21 protein-coding genes are annotated in these 21,733 nt (G+C 62.2%); 13 read left to right on the top strand and 8 right to left on the bottom strand.

Features of this window, described 5'->3' with window-relative positions:
• Nucleotides 1–16: 16 nt before the first annotated feature.
• Entirely contained in the window at nt 17–256 is a 240-nt protein-coding gene (locus tag MHY13_RS03015; protein ID WP_204611235.1) for a hypothetical protein, read from the bottom strand.
• Nucleotides 249–464: a hypothetical protein gene (locus tag MHY13_RS03010; RefSeq protein WP_239194141.1), complete on the bottom strand. Its 216-nt coding sequence runs from the start codon at nt 462–464 to the stop codon at nt 249–251. The genes MHY13_RS03015 and MHY13_RS03010 overlap by 8 nt, the downstream gene beginning before the upstream one ends.
• Before the next feature lie 38 nt (nt 465–502).
• On the opposite strand from MHY13_RS03010, the gene MHY13_RS03005 reads away from it, so the two are divergent.
• Nucleotides 503–1,801 (top strand): carboxylesterase family protein, encoded by a 1,299-nt coding sequence (locus MHY13_RS03005; protein ID WP_239280636.1) that lies wholly within the window; start codon nt 503–505, stop codon nt 1,799–1,801.
• A 16-nt stretch (nt 1,802–1,817) separates the two neighbouring features.
• On the opposite strand, the gene idi is transcribed toward MHY13_RS03005, so the two are convergent.
• Both idi and MHY13_RS02995 read right to left on the bottom strand, forming a co-directional pair.
• Nucleotides 1,818–2,354, bottom strand: a complete 537-nt coding sequence (gene idi / locus MHY13_RS03000) for an isopentenyl-diphosphate Delta-isomerase (RefSeq protein WP_239280634.1) — start codon at nt 2,352–2,354, stop codon at nt 1,818–1,820.
• Nucleotides 2,351–2,899, bottom strand: coding sequence for a hypothetical protein (locus MHY13_RS02995; protein WP_239280632.1), 549 nt, complete (start codon nt 2,897–2,899; stop codon nt 2,351–2,353). Before MHY13_RS02995 ends, idi begins: the two co-directional genes overlap by 4 nt.
• 185 nt (nt 2,900–3,084) lie before the next feature.
• Here MHY13_RS02995 and MHY13_RS02990 point away from each other — a divergent pair, with 185 nt between their 5' ends.
• The 4 genes from MHY13_RS02990 to MHY13_RS02975 all read left to right on the top strand — a co-directional run bounded on the left by MHY13_RS02990 (nt 3,085) and on the right by MHY13_RS02975 (nt 9,005).
• The gene (locus MHY13_RS02990) at nt 3,085–4,995 is read left to right on the top strand and encodes an ABC transporter ATP-binding protein (RefSeq protein WP_239229428.1); all 1,911 of its coding nucleotides are present in this window, start codon (nt 3,085–3,087) and stop codon (nt 4,993–4,995) included.
• 52 nt (nt 4,996–5,047) lie between these two features.
• On the top strand, nt 5,048–6,178 hold the full coding sequence (locus MHY13_RS02985) for a MalY/PatB family protein (RefSeq protein ID WP_239280630.1): 1,131 nt from the start codon (nt 5,048–5,050) through the stop codon (nt 6,176–6,178).
• A gap of 204 nt (nt 6,179–6,382) precedes the next feature.
• Nucleotides 6,383–7,783 carry a branched-chain amino acid transport system II carrier protein gene (brnQ, locus tag MHY13_RS02980; protein ID WP_239280628.1) on the top strand — a complete coding sequence of 467 codons (1,401 nt, stop codon included), beginning with the start codon at nt 6,383–6,385 and terminating at the stop codon, nt 7,781–7,783.
• Between the two features lie 202 nt (nt 7,784–7,985).
• Nucleotides 7,986–9,005, top strand: coding sequence for an LLM class flavin-dependent oxidoreductase (locus tag MHY13_RS02975; RefSeq protein WP_239192482.1), 1,020 nt, complete (start codon nt 7,986–7,988; stop codon nt 9,003–9,005).
• Here the strand turns inward: MHY13_RS02975 and MHY13_RS02970 are convergent.
• Nucleotides 9,002–9,538: a hypothetical protein gene (locus MHY13_RS02970; RefSeq protein ID WP_239280626.1), complete on the bottom strand. Its 537-nt coding sequence runs from the start codon at nt 9,536–9,538 to the stop codon at nt 9,002–9,004. The genes MHY13_RS02975 and MHY13_RS02970 overlap by 4 nt on opposite strands.
• Before the next feature lie 200 nt (nt 9,539–9,738).
• On the opposite strand from MHY13_RS02970, the gene MHY13_RS02965 reads away from it, so the two are divergent.
• From MHY13_RS02965 to MHY13_RS02940, 6 genes are all read left to right on the top strand, one after another.
• Complete coding sequence (locus MHY13_RS02965) at nt 9,739–10,503, top strand: GntR family transcriptional regulator (RefSeq protein WP_239280624.1); 765 nt, start codon at nt 9,739–9,741, stop codon at nt 10,501–10,503.
• A gap of 39 nt (nt 10,504–10,542) precedes the next feature.
• Nucleotides 10,543–12,114, top strand: coding sequence for an ABC transporter substrate-binding protein (locus MHY13_RS02960; protein WP_239280622.1), 1,572 nt, complete (start codon nt 10,543–10,545; stop codon nt 12,112–12,114).
• Complete coding sequence (locus MHY13_RS02955; RefSeq protein WP_239280620.1) at nt 12,114–13,082, top strand: ABC transporter permease; 969 nt, start codon at nt 12,114–12,116, stop codon at nt 13,080–13,082. Before MHY13_RS02960 ends, MHY13_RS02955 begins: the two co-directional genes overlap by 1 nt.
• Complete coding sequence (locus tag MHY13_RS02950; protein ID WP_239280610.1) at nt 13,082–13,903, top strand: ABC transporter permease; 822 nt, start codon at nt 13,082–13,084, stop codon at nt 13,901–13,903. Before MHY13_RS02955 ends, MHY13_RS02950 begins: the two co-directional genes overlap by 1 nt.
• The gene (locus MHY13_RS02945; RefSeq protein WP_239280609.1) at nt 13,900–15,354 is read left to right on the top strand and encodes an ABC transporter ATP-binding protein; all 1,455 of its coding nucleotides are present in this window, start codon (nt 13,900–13,902) and stop codon (nt 15,352–15,354) included. The genes MHY13_RS02950 and MHY13_RS02945 overlap by 4 nt, the downstream gene beginning before the upstream one ends.
• 67 nt (nt 15,355–15,421) lie before the next feature.
• Nucleotides 15,422–17,113, top strand: a complete 1,692-nt coding sequence (locus tag MHY13_RS02940; protein ID WP_239280607.1) for an FUSC family protein — start codon at nt 15,422–15,424, stop codon at nt 17,111–17,113.
• Here the strand turns inward: MHY13_RS02940 and thpR are convergent.
• The 3 genes from thpR to MHY13_RS02930 all read right to left on the bottom strand — a co-directional run bounded on the left by thpR (nt 17,110) and on the right by MHY13_RS02930 (nt 19,246).
• On the bottom strand, nt 17,110–17,652 hold the full coding sequence (thpR, locus tag MHY13_RS02935) for an RNA 2',3'-cyclic phosphodiesterase (protein ID WP_239280605.1): 543 nt from the start codon (nt 17,650–17,652) through the stop codon (nt 17,110–17,112). The genes MHY13_RS02940 and thpR overlap by 4 nt on opposite strands.
• Nucleotides 17,653–17,655: 3 nt before the next feature.
• Nucleotides 17,656–17,778, bottom strand: a complete 123-nt coding sequence (locus tag MHY13_RS12170) for a hypothetical protein (protein WP_255342548.1) — start codon at nt 17,776–17,778, stop codon at nt 17,656–17,658.
• Nucleotides 17,779–17,863: 85 nt separating this feature from the next.
• Nucleotides 17,864–19,246: a YeeE/YedE thiosulfate transporter family protein gene (locus MHY13_RS02930; RefSeq protein ID WP_239280603.1), complete on the bottom strand. Its 1,383-nt coding sequence runs from the start codon at nt 19,244–19,246 to the stop codon at nt 17,864–17,866.
• A 275-nt stretch (nt 19,247–19,521) separates the two neighbouring features.
• Between MHY13_RS02930 and MHY13_RS02925 the strand changes: the two genes are divergently transcribed.
• Nucleotides 19,522–21,351: a BCCT family transporter gene (locus tag MHY13_RS02925; protein WP_239280726.1), complete on the top strand. Its 1,830-nt coding sequence runs from the start codon at nt 19,522–19,524 to the stop codon at nt 21,349–21,351.
• Nucleotides 21,351–21,731, top strand: coding sequence for a hypothetical protein (locus MHY13_RS02920; protein ID WP_239280601.1), 381 nt, complete (start codon nt 21,351–21,353; stop codon nt 21,729–21,731). The genes MHY13_RS02925 and MHY13_RS02920 overlap by 1 nt, the downstream gene beginning before the upstream one ends.
• Nucleotides 21,732–21,733: the final 2 nt, after the last annotated feature.

Below are 21,733 nucleotides of genomic sequence, written 5' to 3'. Positions count from 1 at the left end.
TCCATCGGCGGGGTCTTTAAGTCCACAGGCCAATGAGCGCGACAATGATGATGAGGGCGATCATTGTCCACAGCGTGAGCGAGACGCGGGACTTGGGCAGGGCACGCTTGCGCTTTATCGGCTGCGCGCCCGGTGTATCTGTTGCGGCGGAAGACTGGGCGGCGCGCTTGGACTCGGGGTCCCAGAGGCCCTCGCGCGGATTGGCGCGCAGCTCGGCGCGTTCCTGCTGTGCGCGCTCGTTGTTTTCCTCAGCCATGGTGGTCTACTTTAGTGCGGCGGTTGCGCTGCTGAGAAATCACGCCTGCGGCGCGGTTGGCCACGCGATCGACTGCCCACATGAGGCACCAGGCGATGACCACCATGAGTGGCACGGCAATAGCCACCACGATGATCATTTGTATCCATACGGGCGCCTGCACCAAAAACTGCGAGAGCGTGCTGCCCAAGCTCGTCAACCACTCCATGGCACCTCATCCTACTTGCTCGCGGTAATCTGGCAGACATGTCGAGTGCCCAAATACCCGTTACCGTTGCCACCGCCTCCGGCCGGATTACCGGCGTGCGCCGAGATGGCCTGCACTATTTCCACTCGGTGCGCTATAGCACCATACCCAGCCCCTTCTCCCCCGCCAAGCCACTAGAGGGCACCTGTGACCAGGATGCCCGCGAGCCGCATCCAGACGACATTGCGCTGTCTATTACCGCGCCTGCCGACGCCGCCGAGTGCCCCGTCGTGGTCTATATCCATGGCGGGCGCTACGAGCACGGAACGCACGAAGACCCGCGTCTTACGGGTACGACAAATGCGCGCCACGGCGTTATTCAAGTGCAGGTGGGCTACCGCGTCGGTTTGGCTGGCTTCGCGCGCTTCGACGGCGACGAGGCAGACCGCTACCGCGGCATTGATGATTGCCTGCTGGCCCTAGAGTGGCTGCAGGACAATATCGAAGCCTTTGGCGGCGATAAGACCAATATCACCTTGGTGGGCCAATCCGCCGGGGCGGCGATTAGCCTGTGGCTGGCGCGCCGCGATCATTTTCGGGGCGGGTTCCGCCGCGTGCTGGCACTCTCGCCGGCATTCCCGCGTGACCGTTTTGAGCATCGCATCACCGACCTGCGCCGGGCCCTCGGCGTGCCGGTCACGCGCCAGGCGCTGGAGAAGATGGACCCGGAATCGCTGGCCAAGGGCTATGCCAAATTCCGCAAGAAGTACCGCTTCGACGTTGCCTTGGGCCCCGCACCACTGCGCGCCGAAGAACTAGCGGATATTCCCATCGTGGTGACCTCCACCCGGGATGAGTTCTACAACATGCCCGCGGCCCAGCGCATAGACAAAATGGCGCTGGCCGGCTTTATCACCAGCTACCTTTCACCCAAGTTTGGGATATCGCAGGGGCGCTTCAAGCAGTGGCGGCAATTGGCGCACTACGTCGATCCGCAGCGGCCGATGGGCCGACTCATCGGTGATGCCGCCGTGCGCCGGTGGACCGCCCAGGTAGCCGAGCACGCTCCGGGCCCGACCTGGATGATGGAATTTACCCGCTCTGATTCGCCCGCAGTGCACTGCGCCGAGTTGGACCCGCTCTTTGGCGGCAGCGGAGGCGAGGAGGCGAACAACGCTCCCGCCGGTGAGCTCAATGAATGGCTGCGCCACTTTGCCACCACTGGCGAGCCCGGATTCCCCAGCTACGGCGATGACCATAACGTGCTGGAATTTGACCTGGATACGGACGAGCGCCGCTTAGCCTATGCCACCTTGGATTATGTGGCCGCGGCCTTCTACGACGAAGATGACCTATAAAACTGGCGCACCGAAATTACAGCGCAGCGCGCAATTTATCGTCCGCTAGCTCGTCAATCATCCACGGGCTAAAGACTCCGGGCATGGCATCGGCCGCGGCGAAAAGCTGCGCCGGCTCGACCCATTGATAGGAATCCACCTCGTCTGGGTTGGGTTCCCACGCGGCGTCGGTAGAAAGCTCCACCGTGTACACGGGGCAGATTTCATTTTCTACCGTGCCCGAGGAATCCACGGCGCGATAAGAAAAATCCGGCAGGATAAGCTGCGGGGTAGACAGGTCTCCAGGCGCAATACCCAACTCAAAGGTGGCGCGGCGCAGTACCGCATCGGCGGTTTCCTCGCCGGGGGCGGGGTGGCCGCAGAAGGCATTGGTCCACACCCCGGGCCAGGTGAGCTTACCCAGCGCGCGGCGGGTTACCAGCACCTTGCCGCTGCAGGTTAGCCAGGCGGAGAAGGCAAAGTGCAGCGGGGTATCAGTGGTATGAACTTCGGCCTTGGGAGCGGTGCCGATGGGTTCGCCCTCGGCAGAGGCCAAGACTACAAGTTCTGTCATAGATTAAGGTCTCCCACCCAGGTCACGTTGCCAATGTGCAAGCGCGCATTCCACAGGTTGCCGGGCGTCACGTCAAAGCGGTACTGCAGGTTGACCGAAGCGCCCGCGCCCAACGGGTGATCGAGTCCCGGTGGCTCCACGTCTGGGGCAGATTCCTTGTCATAGGGCAAGGAGTTGATCTTGGCCCAGCCGCCGTTGCCGTCGGCACGCTCAAGGGTGGGATCCTCAAAGGCGTCGACCGGCAAGGGCACGTCGTTGTCGTTCTTCAGCAGGATGGTCACCACGGAGCCACCGGAATTGTTATCGGAATACACTCCCTGTAGTTCCCAGCTCACGCCAAGGCCCTTATCCTCAACGGGTTCGGCCAGGTTAGAGGTGACCTCTTTATCATCGGTGTCCTTGGCCTCGTACGGGGCCTCTTCGGAGCTGGAGACGGTGATATTGTCCCCGAGCCCTGTTTCTTCCGGCTGGAGAACGCTGCATCCGGTCAGGGTCACGGCGAGTACGCTGACCACGCCCGCGCCGAGTGTGTGGGAAATTTTCACCGTGGATGGATCCTTTGCACGCGAAGATTGTTGTATTTCTGCACAAGTACCTTAGCCTAAACCTCCCTGAACTTAAGTATTTACGCTCGTTAACGCCGCATGTGGCATACTGGGCAGTCGCTTAAATCTCTCCTATTTCCTAAATTCGCGCACTACCCGCCGTTTTGAATTGAGTGTGGTCATTTATGAATTCCATTTTGCGCATCACCCGCAGTGCTTCTGCCCTGTGGCCTTTTTATCTCGGCGTGCTAGCCGCCGCCGCGGTCACCGCGGTGCTGGCTTTGGTCTCTCCCTTTTTGACCCGCCAGGCCACCGATACCATCGTGGAGGCTCTGCAAAACGATGGCCCGGTCGACGCTGCGCTGCGCACCGTTTTACTCTTGGCCTTTGCGCTTTTTCTTGCCGACGCCGCCAATGCCCTCTTCCGCAATATCGGCGGCTATATCGGCGATGTCATGGTCGCGCGCTTGCGCCAAATCCTATCCACCCGCTACTTTGCCAAGCTTTTGGCACTTCCCCAAGGCTATTACGATAACCAGGTCACCGGCACGATCATCGCCCGGCTAGATCGCTCGATTGCCAATATCACGCAATTCGTACAGTCCTTTTCTAATAACTTTTTCACGATGATCATCCAGACCGTCGCCGTGCTGGCCATTACCGCGTGGTATTACTGGCCGCTGGCCATCTTGCTGGCTCTGCTCTTCCCCGTCTATATGTGGCTTACGGCGCTGACTTCGAAGCGCTGGCAGAAATTTGAGGCCACCAAAAATGAAAATATCGACTTAGCCAATGGCCGCTTTGCGGAGGTCATCGGCCAGGTCAAGGTGGCCAAGTCATTTGTGAGCGAGACCCGCGAGCTCGACCATTTTGCTCGCCGCTACCGTAGCGTGGTTGATACCACCAAGCCGCAATCCAACTGGTGGCACTTGATGGATACCTTCCGCGGGATTGCCATGGCATTAATCTTCTTGGGCATTTATGCGGTGGTCTTTTGGCGCACGCTCGAGGGCCACTTCACCCTCGGTGACATGGTCATGCTGTTGCAGATGGTGGCCATGGCCAAGCAGCCGGTGTTCATGATGAGCTGGATCGTCGACTCTGCCCAGCGCGCGATCGCCGGCTCTAAAGACTATTTCAAGGTCATGGAAGAAGACCTCGAACCCACCGCCTCGCGCGAGCTGGTAGCCGCCACCACCGGCTCCGATACCCCGCAACTGGATCTCACTCCTATCCCGCCGCTCGAGCCCACACCCGGCGCGCCGGTCTTCTCCTTTGACCACGTCTCCTTCGCCTACGAGGAAGGCAAGCCCGTGGTGGAGGATATTTCCTTCGCCGCCTCTGAGGGCCACAAGGTGGCGCTCGTGGGCGAATCCGGCGGCGGCAAGTCCACGTTGGTCAATCTCCTGCTAGGCCTTTACCACCCCTCGGCCGGGCACCTGGATGTATTGGGGCACCGGGTAGACGATCTCACCGCCTCGCGCCTGCGCGCCTCGGTGGGTGTGGTCTTCCAGGAGTCCTACCTCTTTTCCGGCACCATTCGCGAGAACATCGCTTATGGCAAGCCGGGTGCCACGGAGGAGGAAATCGTGGACGTCGCCAAGCGCGCCAATGCCCATGAGTTTATCCAAGCCTTCCCGGACGGCTATGACACGGTCATTGGTGAGCGCGGTCTGAAGCTTTCCGGCGGGCAGAAGCAGCGCGTCTCCGTGGCGCGCGCCATGCTCAAGGACGCGCCCATCCTGGTCCTGGATGAGGCCACCTCGGCGCTGGATACCAAGTCCGAGCGCGCCGTGCAGGCCGGCCTGGATGAGCTAATGAAGGACCGCACCACGCTGATTATTGCCCACCGCCTGTCCACCATTGCGGATGTGGATACCATCATCACCCTGGATCGCGGCCGCATTGATGAAATGGGCTCGCCGGCCGAACTGGCGCAATCCGGTGGCATTTATGCCGAGTTGCTCAAACTCACCCAATCCACCTCGGCCGCGGACCGCCGCCGGTTGAAGAAGTATGGTTTTGTCTCCGGCCCTGCCTCCGAATCCGAAGACGCGGAGGAGGACTCCCGGTGGGCTGACAAGGCAGATGAATAAAAGCGCATAAAAGCGCTGGGGTGGCCGCGGGCTTCGCGTTATGGTTATGGCCATGGAGTTTCCTAGCCTAGAAGAGTTGCAAGCCCGCGGAACCCGCAAGTGGACCGTCTTCGAGGAAGACGTCCTGCCACTGTGGATCGCCGAGTCCGATTTCCCCACCGCGCCCGCCATAAAGAAGGCGCTGGAAGACTTGGTGGATAAGGAAACCTTTGGCTATACCCCAGCACCCAAGGCCTCGGGGCTGCGCGAGGCTGTGGCTGATTTTTATGACACGCGCTATGGCTGGCGCCCCAACTCCGACCATATTTTCTGGATCGGCGATGTGGTGCGCGGCCTATTGCTCGGCGTACAGTACTTCACTCGCGAGGACTCCCCCGTGATTGTGCCGGTTCCTTCCTACCCACCGCTTTTGGAGCTGCCGCGCACCGCGGGCCGCGAGAAAATCGAGACCAGCTTGGAGCTCGACGATATTGAGCGTGCCTTCCAGGCGGGCGCGGGCTCTATTTTGCTGGCCAATCCCTATAATCCGCTCGGGCGCGTCTTGGATGAGGAGTTCCTCACCGAGCTAGTGGAGCTGGCGGAGAAGTATGATGCGCGCATCTTGGCCGATGAAATCCACGCCCCGCTGGTCTATGAGGGCCGGCATATCCCGGTAGCCTCGCTCGGCGCGGTGGCCGCAGAGCGCACCATCACGGTCACCGCTACGTCTAAGGCCTTTAATACCGCCGGGCTCAAGTGCGCCCAGATGATTTTCTCCAACGCGGCCGATGTTCAGACCTGGAACTGCCTTTCTGGCGTGGCCAAGGATGGCACGGGCACCTTGGGCGTGTTGGCCGCGGAGACCGCGTACCGCGAGTGCGGCGATTTCCTCGATGAAGAGGTGGCCTACCTGCGCGGGACTCGCGATTGGTTGGTGGAGGAGTTGCCCAAGCGCATTCCCGGCCTCAAGACCAGCAAACCGGATGCCACCTACCTGCTGTGGTTGGATTTTGCCGATACCGCCATCGGCGGCAATCCGCAGCCGGCCAAGTGGCTGCGCGAGAATGCCAAGGTGGCACTCAATGAGGGCGATACCTTCGGCACCGGCGGCCCGGGCCATGCACGGTTGAACTTTTCTACCTCGCGCGAAATCTTGGAAGAAGCGCTCGACCGCATGGAGCGCGCCTTCGCGGACCTCGATTAGGCCGGCCCAACTGGGGCCACCATGTATTCTGCATCACCCCCACGCTTTGATTTCTCACCATGTGGGCGGTAATGTCTCATTACACGAACAGGCGTGACCCGCCATCTCGGACCGCGAAGAGGCACCCCGCCTCCGCCACCACCCTCGGCGGAATGGGAAAGCTTCCTCGCATTCTAGCTGTACATGGAAAATTAAGGAGCCACAATGGCTACCCCAGTTGCGTCAAGCACCTCCAAGCCCGGCGCCACCATCGTAATTGCGTCGCTGATGCTGTTTTCGATGTTCTTCGGCGCCGGCAACCTCATCTTCCCGCCCATGGTGGGCGTTTCGGCCGGCACCAACTTTTGGCCCGCCGTCCTCGGCTTCCTGGCCGCCGGCGTGCTCCTTCCGGTCCTAGCTATTATTGCCGTTGCCATTTCTGGCCGCTCCGTGCGCGATTTGAGCTCCAACGGCGGCGCCCTCTTCGGCTTGGTCTTTTCCGTGATGGCCTACCTGGCCATCGGTGCTTTCTACGCCCTGCCGCGCACCGGCGCCGTGTCCATGGAAACCGCCATTACCCCACTTCTGGGCTGGGAAGGAACGATGGCCAATGGCATCTTCAATATCGTCTTCTTCCTTATCGCTTTAGTGCTGGCCTGGAGCCCGAACACCATCATCGATACCTTGGGGAAGTTCCTTACCCCAGCCCTGGTAGCGCTGTTGATCGTCCTTATCACTTTGGCCGCTTTTAGCAACGGCCGCGATCCCCAGACCCCTACCGAGGATTATTCTTCTTCCCCCATGGTCACCGGCCTGTTCGAGGGCTATAACACCATGGACGCGATTGCCGGCTTGGCCTTTTCCATCGTGATTGTTGCGTCCTTGCGCTCCAAGGGTTTTAAGACCCGCAAGTCCCTGGTCAACGGCACCATCACCGCCGCGCTTATTGCGGGCTTTTTGCTGGCCGCAATCTACCTGGGCTTGGCCTGGGTGGGCCAAACTATCCCTAACGGCCAGTCCTATGAGTCGGGAGCGCCCCTGCTTGCCGACGCCGCCAATCTCACCATGGGCACCATCGGCCAGGCAGTCTTCTCTGCCATCGTCATCCTGGCCTGCATGACCACCGCGGTGGGCCTTATCACCTCCACCTCGGCCTTCTTCGAGATGCTCATGCCCAAGGTCAAGTACCACGTATGGGCGTGCCTGTTTACCGCGCTGTCCATCCTCTTTGCCTTCCAGGGCCTGGATACGGTGCTGTCTATCGCGGTTCCGTTCATCACCTTCTTGTACCCACCCGCTATCTCCCTGATCGCCCTCACCCTGATCCAGCCGGTGGTAAAGAAGTCCGTCGTCTTTTACTGGACCTACCGCCTGGCGCTGTGGGTATCGGTGCTGTGGTCGGCTCTGTCCGTCATCGCCGCCCAGGGCTGGGGCGCCGACACACTCGATCCCCTCTTGAGCCTGGCGCCCGGCCAGTCCGTGGACTTGGGCTGGATTGTTCCTACCGCTATCGCGGCAGTCATCGGCCTCGTTGTCGATATCGCCACCAAGGCCGGCGAGAAGCACGCCGCCGCCAACCCGCAAGCGGAAGAACCGGCCGAGGCTGAGGCCCTCGCAGAGGCCTAGTCGCCTTTCGCTTCCTCCACACTCCCCTCCCCTCTCTCTCCGCTGCATCGCAGCGCCGAGGCGGAGGGGAGATTTCTGTGTGCCTACCGCTCCCCACGCAGCCTTGCTGTATCGCCCCCGGACCGGAATAGTCGAGCGGCGCGTACCGTTGGAAGGAGAGAACTTATAGAGCATCTACCGAAGCAAAGGAAGGCCCTCCACCGTGACCGAACGCGCGCATCTTTCCGTCTTGGACTTCTGCACCATCTATGAGGGCGAAACCCCAGCACAGTCCATCGCCCGCTCCGTGCAATTGGCACAGGAAGCAGAGAAACTGGGCTACTCCCGCATGTGGTACACCGAGCACCACAATATGAAGTCCATCATGTCCTCTTCCCCGGCCGTGCTCATCGCCCACATCGGTGCGAAGACCGAGCGCATCCGCTTGGGCTCCGGCGGCGTGATGCTGCCCAACCACTCTCCTTATGTCATCGCCGAGCAATTCGGCACCTTGGAGGAGATGTACCCCGAGCGCATTGACTTGGGCGTAGGCCGCGCCCCCGGCACGGACATGAATACTCTGGGCCGCGCGCTGCGCCGCGACGCCCACTCTGCCGAGCGCTTCCCCGAAGACGTCAAGGAGCTCAACTCTTACCTCGAAGGCAAGTCCTATATCCCGGGAGTCAGCGCCATTCCAGGCGCGAATACCAACGTGCCTATCTATATTTTGGGCTCGTCCATGTTCGGCGCCTCGCTGGCCGCCAAGCTCGGCCTGCCTTATGCGTTTGCCTCCCACTTTGCCCCGCAGCACCTCGAGCAGGCCACCACCTACTATCGCGAGCACTTCCAGCCTTCCGAGCGCTTTAGCAAGCCCTATGTCATCGCCGGCGTCAACGTCACTGCCGCCGATACCACCCAAGAGGCACAGGAAGAATACGAGCGCGTGTGCTTCAACCGCGTCAAGGCCTTCGCCGGCCGCGGCAAGCACCTCACTGATGAGCAGGTAGAGCAGATCATCGGCTCGTACCAGGGCCAGCAGATCCTCGACATGTTGAAGTACTCCGCCGTCGGCACCGCCGATGAGGTGGCCAACTACCTCGATACCTTCCAGGAGCACGCCAAGGCCGATGAGCTCATGGTCTCGCTGCAGTCCAGCTCGCACGAGGAAGTAATCAAGAATATGCAGCTGCTCGCGCAGGGCTGGCAGCTCGATCCGGCACGCGTTGCCGGCACCCCGAGCTAGTCTTCGGCCCGCACCTGGCCCAGGTGGTCAATGGGAACGCCGGGGAACCGTTCCCGGAGCTTTCCCTCGAGTTCCCGCGGGCCCAGGTTCGCCTGCTCCGGCAGGCGGGCCGAATACCGTTGGGCCTCGTCCAAGGTAGAAACGCGCACCCCGCCTGGAATCAGGGCGAGGAAATTCTGACCCAACTCGAGCGAATAGAACTGCACGCGCTCTAGTTCAGAGGCGGCGAAACTGGTCTGCTGGTGGGGCAAGGAGATCTCCTCGCCGATCCGCAGCACCGGACGCGCCCGGCGCCGCACGGAGGCCACCACCGCCAGCATGGCGCACAGCGCCCCGCCTAGGGGCATGAGCGCGGCAATGAGATAAACGGAATGCAGGCGCGTATCGGCCGGTTCCTGCAACGCCGAGTAGATAAGCACCCCACCGATAACCAGCAGCGCGATGGCGATGATGATCGCCACCGCTACCGCCTTTCCTAGGCGCGCGCCGCCGCTGGCCGCGCGTACTTCAATCGTTTCGGTGCTCTCGTCCACGGACACTTAGCCTAGCGCGCTCGCCTAGCATCTCGGTGCTGGTCGGACGGCGCGTGACTTATTATTTTAACGCCTTTACCCGGGCAACGCGTTGTTTCTCCGTGACGCTGTTGCATTAGCGCGCCTTTGCAAAATGGAATAACATTACTGTGCTTCGCTCCGCTGGGAAAGGCCCCGGAGAAACTAAGGACAAAGGTTGAATGAGCCCACGCGATAAACAGCAGCATAAGAAGATCGCTGATTTCCTGCGGGAGCAGATCAGCTCCGGCGTGCTGCAACCAGGCGATTTCCTGCCTAGTGAAGCAGACTTGTGCGAGAAGTTTTCTTCCTCCCGCGGACCCGTGCGCCAGGCCGTTGCGGCCTTGCGGGCCGAAGGGCTGGTTTCCTCCGGCCGCGGGCGCCGCTCTACCGTTTTGGCCTCCACCCAGGCAGAGCTTTTTGAATCGATTTACTCCATTTCCAGCTGGCTGAGCGAATATGACGTGGATCCGCAGCAGCACACCCTGTGGTTAGCTCGCCGCCGCGCTCCGCGAGACATCACCCGCTTTCTGCGCGTAGACCCAGAACAAAATGTCGTCTTTGTCCACCGCGTGCGCTATGCCGAGGACCACCCCATTGCCATCGAGCGCATGTATTTCCCCATGGTGGTGGGAAAGCACATCCTGGACTTCGATGCGGATGCCGGATCCATTCATGCGCACCTGCGCGATTGCGGCGTGGACTTTGATAATGTGCGCCGCGAACTCACGTTGGAAGAAGCCAATGCGGAGGACGCTGAAGCGCTTGGCGTGGCTACGGGTACCCCACTGTGGCGGCTGCAGATGGAGATTTCCAACCACTCCGGCGAACCGGTGGAATTGGCGGTCTACCTCTACCGCGCGGACCGCATGAAGCTGGCGATGAATAGCGTGCGCGGGGGCGTTTCACCCCTAGAAGTTATCCCCACTCCGGGAAATTTTGCATAAGTTTCACGGCAGCTAAACCCACCGGCTACCCTGCTTTCTATGAGAAGATTTCGCGCCAGTAGGGCGCTGGGCAGCCTCGCCATGGCGGCCGCTGTAGGAACCCTCTCGGCGTGTTCCGCGGGCCATACCGCGGTGGTTGATACCACCCAGGCAGACAGCGACGCCGCACCTTCTGCCCTCACCGTGGCTTCCACCTCTGCGGCCACCTCGCTGGATTTCACCACCACCGGTGGCGCCGCCATCCCCGCCGTGCTTATGGACAATGTGTACGAGACCCTCGTGCGCATCGATGAAGACGGCTCCATTACCCCAGGACTTGCCACTTCGTGGGATATCAGCGAAGACGCCCGCACCTATACTTTCCACCTGCGCAAGGGCGTCACCTTTTCCAATGGCGATGCCTTTAACGCTGACACCGCCGCCTTTTCCATTAACTATGTGCGCGAGAAGTGGACCAACGGCATCGCCGCCGCCATGGATCCGGTAGACACGGCCACGGCAGTAGACGATCACACGCTGCAGGTGCACCTCAAGCAGCCGTCGAATGGCTGGTTGTGGTCCATGGGAACAGCCACCGGCGCGATGATGACGCCCCACGGCATGGATAACCTCGCCGCCCAACCGGTGGGAACTGGCCCCTATGAGGTTTCCCGCTTTGCGCCCTCGGAATTCGTAGAGCTGCACGTTCGCGACGGATATTGGGGAAAGCCCGCCGCACAGGATGTCACGGTGCGCTATTTCCCGGATACCATCTCCTCGGTTAATGCGCTGCAGGCCGGCGGCGTGGACGTGGTCTGGGGCGTGCAGAACCCGGAGCTTCTTGATGACGTCAAAGAGGGCATCGCTACCGAGGTCGGCACCACCAATGGTGAGGTGCTGTTGTCCATGAATAATGCCCGCGCACCTTTCGACGATCCACGGGTCCGCCAAGCCGTGGCCTATGCCGTAGACCGCACGGCGGCCAATGACATTTTGTGGAATGGGATGGCCAAGGACACCGGCGGCGCACCCATCCCGCCTACGGATCCATGGTTCGAGGACAAGCACTACTACGATTACGACCCAGATAAGGCCCGCCAACTGCTCACGGAGGCCGGCGCAGAAGGCGCCGAAATTACGCTGACCACTCCGACGCTGCCCTATGCCCAGACCGTCGCCGAGCTGCTGTACTCGCAGCTTACTGAGGTTGGTTTTAAGGTGACGCTGGAATCCGCCGAATTCCCGGCCGTGTGGCTAGGCCAGGTGATGGGAGCAAAGGACTATCAGATGTCGCTCATCTCCCACGTGGAGCCGCGCGATGTACCCACCTTGTTCGGCGATCCGGACTATTACCTAAATTACGATTCCCCGCGCACCCGTGAGCTTTTGGCCCAAGCCGATTCCGCCCCCGAGAAGGACTACCCCAAGCTCATGGCGCAGGCCGTGGACCAGATCATGGCTGATGCGGGCGCGCTGACGCTCATGAATATGCCCAATATCGTGCTCACCCGCGCCGGCGTACGCGGTCTACACCCAGATCAAATCACCGACGCGCTCATCCTGCGCGACCTCACCACCGCTGAGGCGGGCGCGAGCGGCAAAGCCACCAACAATATCGAAAAGGAGGCCTGATGAGTTCCCTTCGCACCACGGGGCGCGCCATCGTGCGCCCGTTGCTGCGCTTCGCGTTGACGCTCTTTGTAGCCTCCATCATCATCTTTGCGCTCATGCGCGCGGTGCCGGGCAACCCGGCGCGGGTGGCGCTGGGGGTCAATGCGACCGAAGAGGCCGTCGGCAAGCTGAGCTCCGAGCTGGGGCTGGACCGCCCGCTACTTACGCAGTATTGGGAGTGGATAAGGGGCCTCTTTACCGGCAGCTTTGGGCAGTCATTGTCCTCGCAGCAGGATATTACCCCGCTGGTGTTAGACCGCGCCCAGGTCACGCTCATCCTCATTGGCCTGGCGATGTTGCTTGCGCTGGCCGGGGCCATCCCGATGGGCATGTGGCTGGCGCTGCGCAACCGTACCCGCGGCGCGGATGTGGTGTCGGCCGGCACGCAGCTGGGCATTGCGGTGCCAAGCTTCCTCCTCGGCATCATTCTGGTGGCCATCTTTGCCGTCCATCTGGGCTGGCTGCCGGCCAATGGGTGGGTGCCGCCGAACCAGGGCGTGGGCGAGTTTATCCGCCACCTTATTTTGCCGGTCATTGCGCTGGCCGTGGTGCAAGGTGCGATGCTCACGCGCTATGTGCGCTCGGCGGTGCTTGATGTGCTGCATCAAGACTATATCCGCACCGCCCGTGCGCTCGGCCAGTCCCCGTGGGAGGCGCTCAAGCGCCATGGCCTGCGCAATGCGGCGCTGCCAGTGCTTACCGTGGCGGGCGTGCAGCTGACCACGATGGTCGTGGGTGCGGTGGTGATCGAATCCGTCTTTGTCATCCCCGGTATTGGTTCCATGCTGTTGGAGGCGGTGGCGGTGCGCGATCTGACTACGGTGCAAACCCTGGTCATGCTCCTCGTTGCCTTCGCCTTGGTGGTCAATGCCTTAACGGATGTGGCCTACCGATTCATCGATCCGCGCATCACGGCAGGTGAGAAATAATGAAGCTGCGTTTTTCTGGCTGGCTGGGAGCCTTCCTCGTTGCCGCCACGGTGCTGGTGGCGCTACTTTCGCTGGTGTGGACGCCGTATGACCCGACGCTCGCGCACCCGGATGTGCGCCTTGCTGGCCCCAGCGCCGAGCATCTCCTAGGCACGGACCGCTTTGGGCGCGATACCGCCTCCCGCATCATGGCGGGAGCCCAGATTACGGTCTTCGTCGGGCTCATTGCGGTGGGCATCGCCGCCCTCGTGGGCGTGCCCTTGGGCATCCTGGCCGGCATGCGCCGCGGCAGGTGGGCCGATGCGCTGGTGATGCGCGGCGCGGATCTACTGCTTGCCTTCCCCGCGCTGTTGTTGGCGATCATTGCCGGCGCGGTGTGGGGCCCTTCGACGCTGACGGCCATGGTTGCCATCGGCATCGCCGGCATTCCCTCCTTTGCCCGCGTGGCGCGTTCGGGCACGCTGCAGGTTATCACGCAGGACTTTATTTCCTCCGCGCGCATTTCCGCGGTGCCGGGCTGGAAGGTGGCGCTGCGCCATATCCTTCCCAACCTCACCGGGCTGCTCATCGTGCAGGCCTCCGTCTACTTCGCCCTCGCCATCCTGGCCGAGGCCGGCCTGTCCTACCTCGGCCTGGGCACTGCCCCACCGGCGGCCTCTTGGGGCCGGATGCTGCAAGATTCCCAGTCGCTGCTGGGCACCGCTCCCCTGCAGGCCTTCTGGCCTGGCCTTGCCATTGCTGCAACGGTGCTGGGCTTTAACCTGCTTGGCGACGCCCTCCGTGACCTCCTCGATCCCCGCCTGAAAGGATCCGCGCGATGAGCCTGCTCCACGTAGATAACCTGACGGTTACCGCCACCGGGTCCACCACTGCCCTACTCGGCCCCATCAATATCGAGCTCGCGGCCGGCGAGAAGCTCGGCATCATTGGTGAATCCGGCTCCGGCAAGTCCCTCACGGCGCTATCCATCATGGGCCTTCTGCCCAATGGGGTGCGGGCGAGCGGCTCCGTCACCGTGGATGGGACCGAGGTGATCGGCGCGCGCGATGCCCGCATCCGCCCCTTGCGCGGGTCCACCATGGCGATGGTCTTCCAAGAGCCGATGAGCGCGCTGGATCCGCTCATGCGCATCGGCACGCAGCTCTCCCAGGCCGGGGTGCGCGATTGCGCGGCCGCGCTCGACGAGGTGGACCTAGCCGCCGATGTCGCCTCCCGATTCCCGCATCAGCTCTCCGGCGGGCAGCGCCAGCGCGTGCTCATCGCCATGGCCATGGCCGGGCGCCCCGATCTGCTCATCTGCGATGAACCAACCACCGCGCTGGATGCCACCACCCAGGACGGCGTGCTGCGCGTCATCGAGCGGGTGACCAAGGCCCACGGCACCGCTCTAATCTTTATCACCCATGACCTGGGTGTTATTCGCCGCATGTGCCCCACCGTTCTAGTCATGCACCAGGGCGCGGTGGTGGAATCCGGCCCCACCGAGCGCGTACTTGTCCACCCCGAGCATCCCTATACCCGCACGCTCATCGCCTCCTCGCGGCCGCCGGAGCTGAGCCTTTCTCCGGCCACGGCGGAAGATGCGCTGGTGACGCTACGCGGGGTCAGCAAGGTCCACGGCGCACATGCCGCGCTCGATGGTATCGACCTGCGCGTGCACCACGGCGAGCGCCTCGGCATCGTGGGCGGCTCCGGCTCGGGCAAGACCAGCCTGCTCAAGCTCATCGCCGGGCTCGACCAGCCCACGAGTGGTGACATCGACGTCCGCGGCCGCGTGCAGATGGTCTTCCAAGACCCACAAGGCTCGCTCAACCCGCGCCTGAAAATCTGGAAATCCATCGCGGAGGCCATCCCCGGCAACCTCGGCAAAGCCGACAAGCGCGCTCGCGCCGCGGCCGCGCTTGAGGAAGTCGGCCTGCCGGCCGATAGCCTCGACCGCTTCCCGCACGAGTTCTCCGGCGGCCAGCGCCAACGCATTTCAATCGCCCGCGCACTGTGCGGCGAGCCGGATATCTTGCTGGCCGATGAAGCCGTCTCTGCCCTCGATATGTCCGTGCGCGCCCAGGTGCTGGAGCTATTGGCGGGGGTCATCGCCAAGCGCAAGCTCACCCTGCTCTTTGTCACCCACGATCTCGCGGTGGTGCGCCACCTATGCCATAGCGTTGCGGTCCTTGACCGCGGCCGGCTCATCGAGCACGGCGCGACCGACTCCATATGGTCCTCGCCCAGCACGGACTACACGCGCCGGCTCATCGCGGCCGCCGACATGTAAAGCGGGTGGCTTCGGGCGTAAGGTAGTCGGGTCAGATAACTCCGCCGAGAAAGGATCCTGCTGCTCCGTGGCCACCCAGCTTGACTATCCCATCCCGCAGCGCCCCAGCACCACCCAGTTGCTCACCGCGTTTAATAGCGCCTCGGTGCGCTGGCCCAGTGCCCTGCGCGCGGGCTTGGCGATTCTCATTCCCGGCGCCATCGCGCTGCTGACCGGCCACGACTACGCCATCCTGCTCATTTCCACCGGCGCGTTCACCGTCATCTTTGGCGAGGACCACCCTTATCGCACCCGCCCGCGCGTCATGCTCACCGCCGGTACTGCACTCATTACCGTCGCGGCCGTGGGCGTATTGGTAGGCCACCTCATCTTTGCGCCTGGCCACGGCCATTGGTGGCTGTTGCTAGCGGGCCTGTACACCACGGCATTGGCCGCCGTGTGCGGCTTTGCCCAAAATGCCCTGCGCTTACCACCACCGGGCACCTTCTTCTTGGTCATGGTTGGCGGCGGTTCGGTAATGCTCGCGCGCACCGACGTCACCGTGGGCCAGCTGCTCTTTTGGGCGCTGACGGGCATGGTGGCCAGCCTCGTGCTCGGCATGGCGCCGGCCCTGATTGATGCCCACGGCCCCGAGCGCCGCGCGGTCGCCGCACTGGAAAAGGCCGCGGCCGCATTCAAGGATGACCGCGACGATTCCTTGGCCCGCCACCACCAGGCGCAGACCGCGCTCTTTGCTGCCTGGCAGGCGCTTTCCGACGCCCGCATTATCCGCGGCGGCCGCGTCATCGACTCCCAGGGCGCCCACCTAGTAGAGCGCACCCTCGCAGCCCAGCACACCATCGTGGCGCATAACCGTGCCTTGGATTTGGGCGCCGATTCGGATCAGCTCACCGATAATGTCACCGACGTCGATCCGGATCGCACCGCCATCCCGCACACCCGCCCCACCGGCCGCTACCGCCTGTACCGCGCCGCGGTCCGAGATTCGCACGCCATGGTCACGACACAAAAGGTGGTCCTTTCCGCGGCCATTACCGTACTGGTGGGCCTTACCCTCGGCTTCGACCGCCCGGACTGGGGCGTGGTCTCTGCCTTCCTCATGCTGCAATGGGGACCCGAGCACGTGCCGGGTACCGTCCGCGGCATCCACCGCATGCTCGGCTCTGTCGTCGGCGTACTGCTGTTTTCTATTCTCCATTACTTTGGCATTCAAGGTTGGACGCTCCTGCTCGCGCTGGCCGCGTGCCAATTCTGTGCCGAAATCTTCGTGGCCAAGAACTACGCCATCTGCGTTATCTTCTCCACCCCGCTCGCCCTCCTCATGGGCAATTCCGCCACCCGTCCCCTGTGGCCCACCATCCAGGCTCGCTGCGGCGAAATCATCTTGTCCATCCTCATCGCCACCGCGGTGCTGTGGCTGTGGCAGCGCAGCGCCCCCGTTCGCAATCAGGCCCGCCTGCAGGTCCGCGCGATGGAGTCCATGGCCACCCTGCTCGGTCTGCTCTTTGTCAATACCCCAGATGCCGTACTGTCCGCGCGCCGCGACCTGCAATACGAGCTGCTCTCGGAGCGCCGCGCCATCCAATCCCTCGCCGTGGATAACCCCGATGCCGTGCGCCAATTCTGGGCCCGCCACATTGCCGTACAACATGCCGGTTACTTCCTGCTAGATTTCTGCACCACCCATCCGGATCGTACCGCCACCCGCGCGGAGCTTGATTCCCTCGTCCGCGAAATCCGCACCGCACGCGCCGCTTAAAACAGCGGATACTCCTCTATAACTTCGTAGCGTGGGCCACCGCCGCGGCCCTCACCGAGGTGCGATTGCATCAGGCACACCCGGTCCGCGCGAAATTCCGGCCCCCGATACACCGATAACGCGCGCACATAATCCGCCAGCGCCCACGGCTCGCGGGTCCGCCGACCAGCGCGCGCGACGGTGAGGTGGGGGCGGTGGTGGCTAAAGGGGACGTCGGCAAGCTGGCACTCCGCCATCAACTCCCGCACACCGCGCGCCTGCCCGCCGACGCCCACCCATAGCGTGCGCTGCTCAAAGCTCCCCGCCCCGCTCAGGTGCACATCCAACGCCGCGCGCCCAGCCACCGCGTGGGCTAGGTGCTCGCGCACCGCCGCGGCATCATTGGGCTGCTCTCCATAAAACGCCATGGTCACATGCCAATTATCCGGATCCGTCCAACGCAGCTCATTAGTAGTTGCCGCGTGGATGGGCCGCAGCGTATGCCCCAAATGCTCACGCGCGGCGGCCGAGGGCAATAACGCAGCAAAGACGCGGATCATGGCCTAGCTGGCATAGACGTTGAGCCGCAGTTCCGCGTCCAGCAGGTGTTCTTCCTCGCGCTCAAAGACGGCGAAGGCATGCAAAATATCCGCAACAGCGGTGGAATTATCATCAAACTCGGGCATGCAATAACTTCTTTCAAACCACAAAGGAGGCACAAGAATCACGCTCGATTCTTCTGCCTCCACATAGTAGCTGACAATGATGTAATTATCCGCCCTTGACCACCGTGACCTGCCAACCAGCATCGCCCGAGCGATGGAAATCACGAATCTCATAGCCCTCATCGGCCGCCCACTGCGGAATGGATTCGGTGGCCTGGGTGCAGTCAAAGTCAATGACAAGCGCCTCGCCCGGCTCCAGCTCCGCCATGACCTGCTTGGCCTCAATCAGCGGGAACGGGCACACCGCGCCGAGGGTATCGAGCGCATAGCGCCCGTTACCCAACGCGCGAGCCTTCTCCTTGGCCTGCGGCTTGGTCTTGAGCGCTACCGCCCCGGTGGCAGTGGCGAAGCTTGGCAGGACCTTGTCCTCGGCGGAGACCACCGAGTTATCCACGGATTCCTCGGTGGAGTAGGTCTGCGGCTGCTGCGGCTCACTCTTGGGTTTCAGCCACAGGCGCGCGCCCGCACCTACGCCCAGGGCCATAAAGAACAGCGCTACCCAGCCCTGGAAGCTAAACAGGGAGGTCTCCACCATGCCATTGCCCACGGTGCAACCGCCGGCCAGCGACGCACCCACGCCCATCATGATGCCGCCCCAAATGGCGCGGGTTGCAGTCTGTGCATCCGGGACACGCACGCGGAACTCACCGGCGGACTTCGCGGCAAGGAAAGCACCTACCAGAAGGCCGATGACCAACAGGGTGCCCCAGTTCATGCGCGCGGAATCGCCGGTGGCGGTCCAGCGAACGATGTCCGCCGTCGGCGTCGTGATGCCGAGGCCGCCATTGCGGCCGGCGTTGGCCGAAAGAACAAAGCCCACTGTGCCAATGACGCCAACGAGCACGGCCGCGACATTTATATTCAGCGGCTTGGCGTACCACGCTTGGCCCAGGTCTACCTTCGGGCGGCCGGCGTCTTTGGCGCGATAGTGGCGCCACAGCAGGAAGGTCACGACCCACAGGACCGCCACCAGGATCCACGGCGAGATATGCAGCGCGCCGTGGATGGTGGTGACCGGGAGGCTCCACTGCTTGAACCAATCATTCGCCCCAGCCAGCGGGCCGGACTTCATGGCCGCGGCCGAAAGCCCGTAAAACAGCAGCGCAATCCACGAGCCGACCAGGCCCTCGGCCGAGCGGTACCACGTGCCGGACGCGCAACCGCCGGACAAGATGATGCCGAGGCCAAAGATGAAGCCGCCCACGATGACGGCTACCGGCTTGAAATCGCTAATCTCCGGCGAAAGCACGCCCGTGCCTGTCAACAGAGTCAGGCCAAAGGCATGCACCGAAATCAAAATGAGCAGGGCGGTAAAGCCGCGCCAGGTCTTATTGAGAAAGATATCGCGCAGCATTCCGGTCACGCAGAAGCGCCCGCGCTGCAACACAGCACCGAAGACGATGCCGGTGAGAAGTCCCGTAATGATCACTGTGTCTCCTTGTATCGAGTCAGGGGCTTCAGCCTACGACAATAAAGACCGAATTGTCTATCTTTTGTGCACCAGTTGGTCCCATAATGCAGTATTTATGCACTTTATTTGCGGTTTTACAGGCGGTGCAGGACAATAAGAGGACCGTCTAGTAAGGCAGGGACCTACCCTTGCCGCGTAAGGAACTCGTGAACTCCCCTCGATCCGCCCGCGCATATAAGCGCTCCCTCGAGTCCAATGACAAGGGCAGCGCCGTGGGCATTTACCCACATGACATGCATCCGGGGCTGGTTCCCGGTATCAACGTCGAAGACCAGCGCAATAAATTTGGCCTGGATAAACCGCTGTTTTTCATCACCGCCATTCTCATCGTCGCCTTCATTTTTTGGGGCGTCCTCATGCCAGATAGCGTGGCCAGCGCTTCATCCTCCGCCTTCGGCTGGGCCATTACCAACGCCGGCTGGCTGCTCAATATCACCATGATGCTGGCCATTGTCACCATGGCCTATATCGGCTGCTCCCGATTGGGTCGCATCAAGCTCGGCACCGATGACGAGGAGCCCGAGTTCAGCTACTTCAGCTGGGTAGCCATGATGTTCGGTGCCGGCATCGGCGTGGGCATCTTCTTCTATGGCCCGTCCGAGCCGCTATCGCATTACCTCACCCCGCCGCCGCATACGGTAGACGGCAATACCGTCGAGTCCCTGCACCAAGCCATGGCCCAGGCCCACTACCACTGGGGCATATCCCCATGGGCGGCCTACGCGCTGGTCGGCGCGGCGATTGCTTACTCTTCCTACCGCCGCGGGCGCGTGCCTTTGGTCTCTTCCATCTTCAAGCCGCTTTTCGGCTCCCGCGATACGGATGGGCCGGTGGGCAAGCTTATCGACGTCCTCGCGCTCATCGCCACCCTCTTCGGCACCGCCGCAACCTTGGGCCTATCTGCCATCCAGATCGGTGAGGGCATCAGCATCATCCGTGGTGCTGGCCCTATGACTAATACCGCGCTTATCGTGATTATTGCGGTTCTCGGCTGCGCGTTTATCATCTCTGCGGTCTCCGGCGTGGCGCGCGGCGTGCGCTACCTTTCCAATATCAATATCTCGCTGACCCTAGGGTTAGTGCTCTTCGTCTTCCTCGTTGGCCCCACCCTGCTCTTGCTGAACCTCATCCCAGCCGGCATTGTCACCTACATCGATCAGCTTCTGCCAATGATGGCCAAGGGTTTGTCCTGGGGCGATGAGACCATCGAATTCCAGTCCTACTGGACCGCCTTCTACTGGGCCTGGTGGATTGCCTGGACGCCGTTCGTCGGCCTCTTTGTCGCCCGAATCTCCCGCGGCCGCACCATCCGGGAATTTACTGCCGTCACGGTATTCGCACCTACCACCATCCTCATCCTCGCCTTTACCATCTTTGGCGGCACCGCGATTTCCTTTAACCGCGAAGGCATCGCCGGCTTCGACGGCGAATCCTCTAATGAGCAGGTGCTCTTCGCCATGTTCCAGGACCTGCCTTTAGGTTCCATTACGCCCTATATCCTGCTTGTGGTGTTGGCCGTTTTCTTCGTTACTTCCGCGGATTCCGCTTCCGTGGTGATGGGAACGATGTCCTCCAAGGGTGATCCCACCCCGAATAAACTCGTAGTCATCTTCTGGGGCGTGTGCATGATGGGCATCGCCGCCGTCATGCTGCTGACCGGCGGCGAAGACGTGCTAACCGGCCTGCAAAACCTCACTATTCTCGCCGCCCTGCCCTTCTGCCTAGTGCTTTTGGCCATGATGGTGGCCTTCATCCGTGACCTGCGCTCGGACCCGATGTTTATCCGCCGCACCTACGCCCGCACGGCAATGGACAATGCGATCATGCGCGGCATCGAAAAGCATGGCGATGACTTCGAATTCACCGTTCAACACGCAGAAGGTGACCGCGGCGCCGGCCACGACTTCGACTCCTCTGCTGAGCGCTATACCGAGTGGTACCAGCGCACCGATGAGGAAGGCGAGAACGTCGACTATGACTTCGATACCGGCGCATGGTCCGACGGGTACGACCCCAAGCACGATAAGAATCACCCCAACTTCGAGGGTGAGAAGGAGAAATAATGGGAATCCCCGGCGACGTTGTCCTTGATGGATATACCCTCATCGAGCAACACGAAATTGACCATGAGTTCTTGCTGCGCGGCTCTCCGCTGGGCACCGAAGCTCCCCTGTTATTTGCGCTGACCATCGCCGGCATTGTGCTCGTTGTGGCCAGCTTCTTCCTCCGCGGAGGCAGCCGCGTCGCCGCCGGCCTGGTGGGCGCCATCCTCACGCTAACCAAGCTCTGGTGGATGCCCATCGCGCTGTGGCAGCACTTCGACGACGGCCAAGTATTCGGCTACACGCTCAAGTACTACCCGCAGTACTGGCTGGCTGCCTCCATCATTGTTGGCGTTATTGCGCTTGTGGGCCTAGCCTCCGCCATTTTCCGCCGGCCCTAGCC

Source organism: Corynebacterium sp. ACRPE (assembly GCF_022347435.1).
GTDB classification, from domain to species: domain Bacteria; phylum Actinomycetota; class Actinomycetes; order Mycobacteriales; family Mycobacteriaceae; genus Corynebacterium; species Corynebacterium tuberculostearicum_D.
This window is presented reverse-complemented; position numbering and strand designations above follow the sequence as displayed.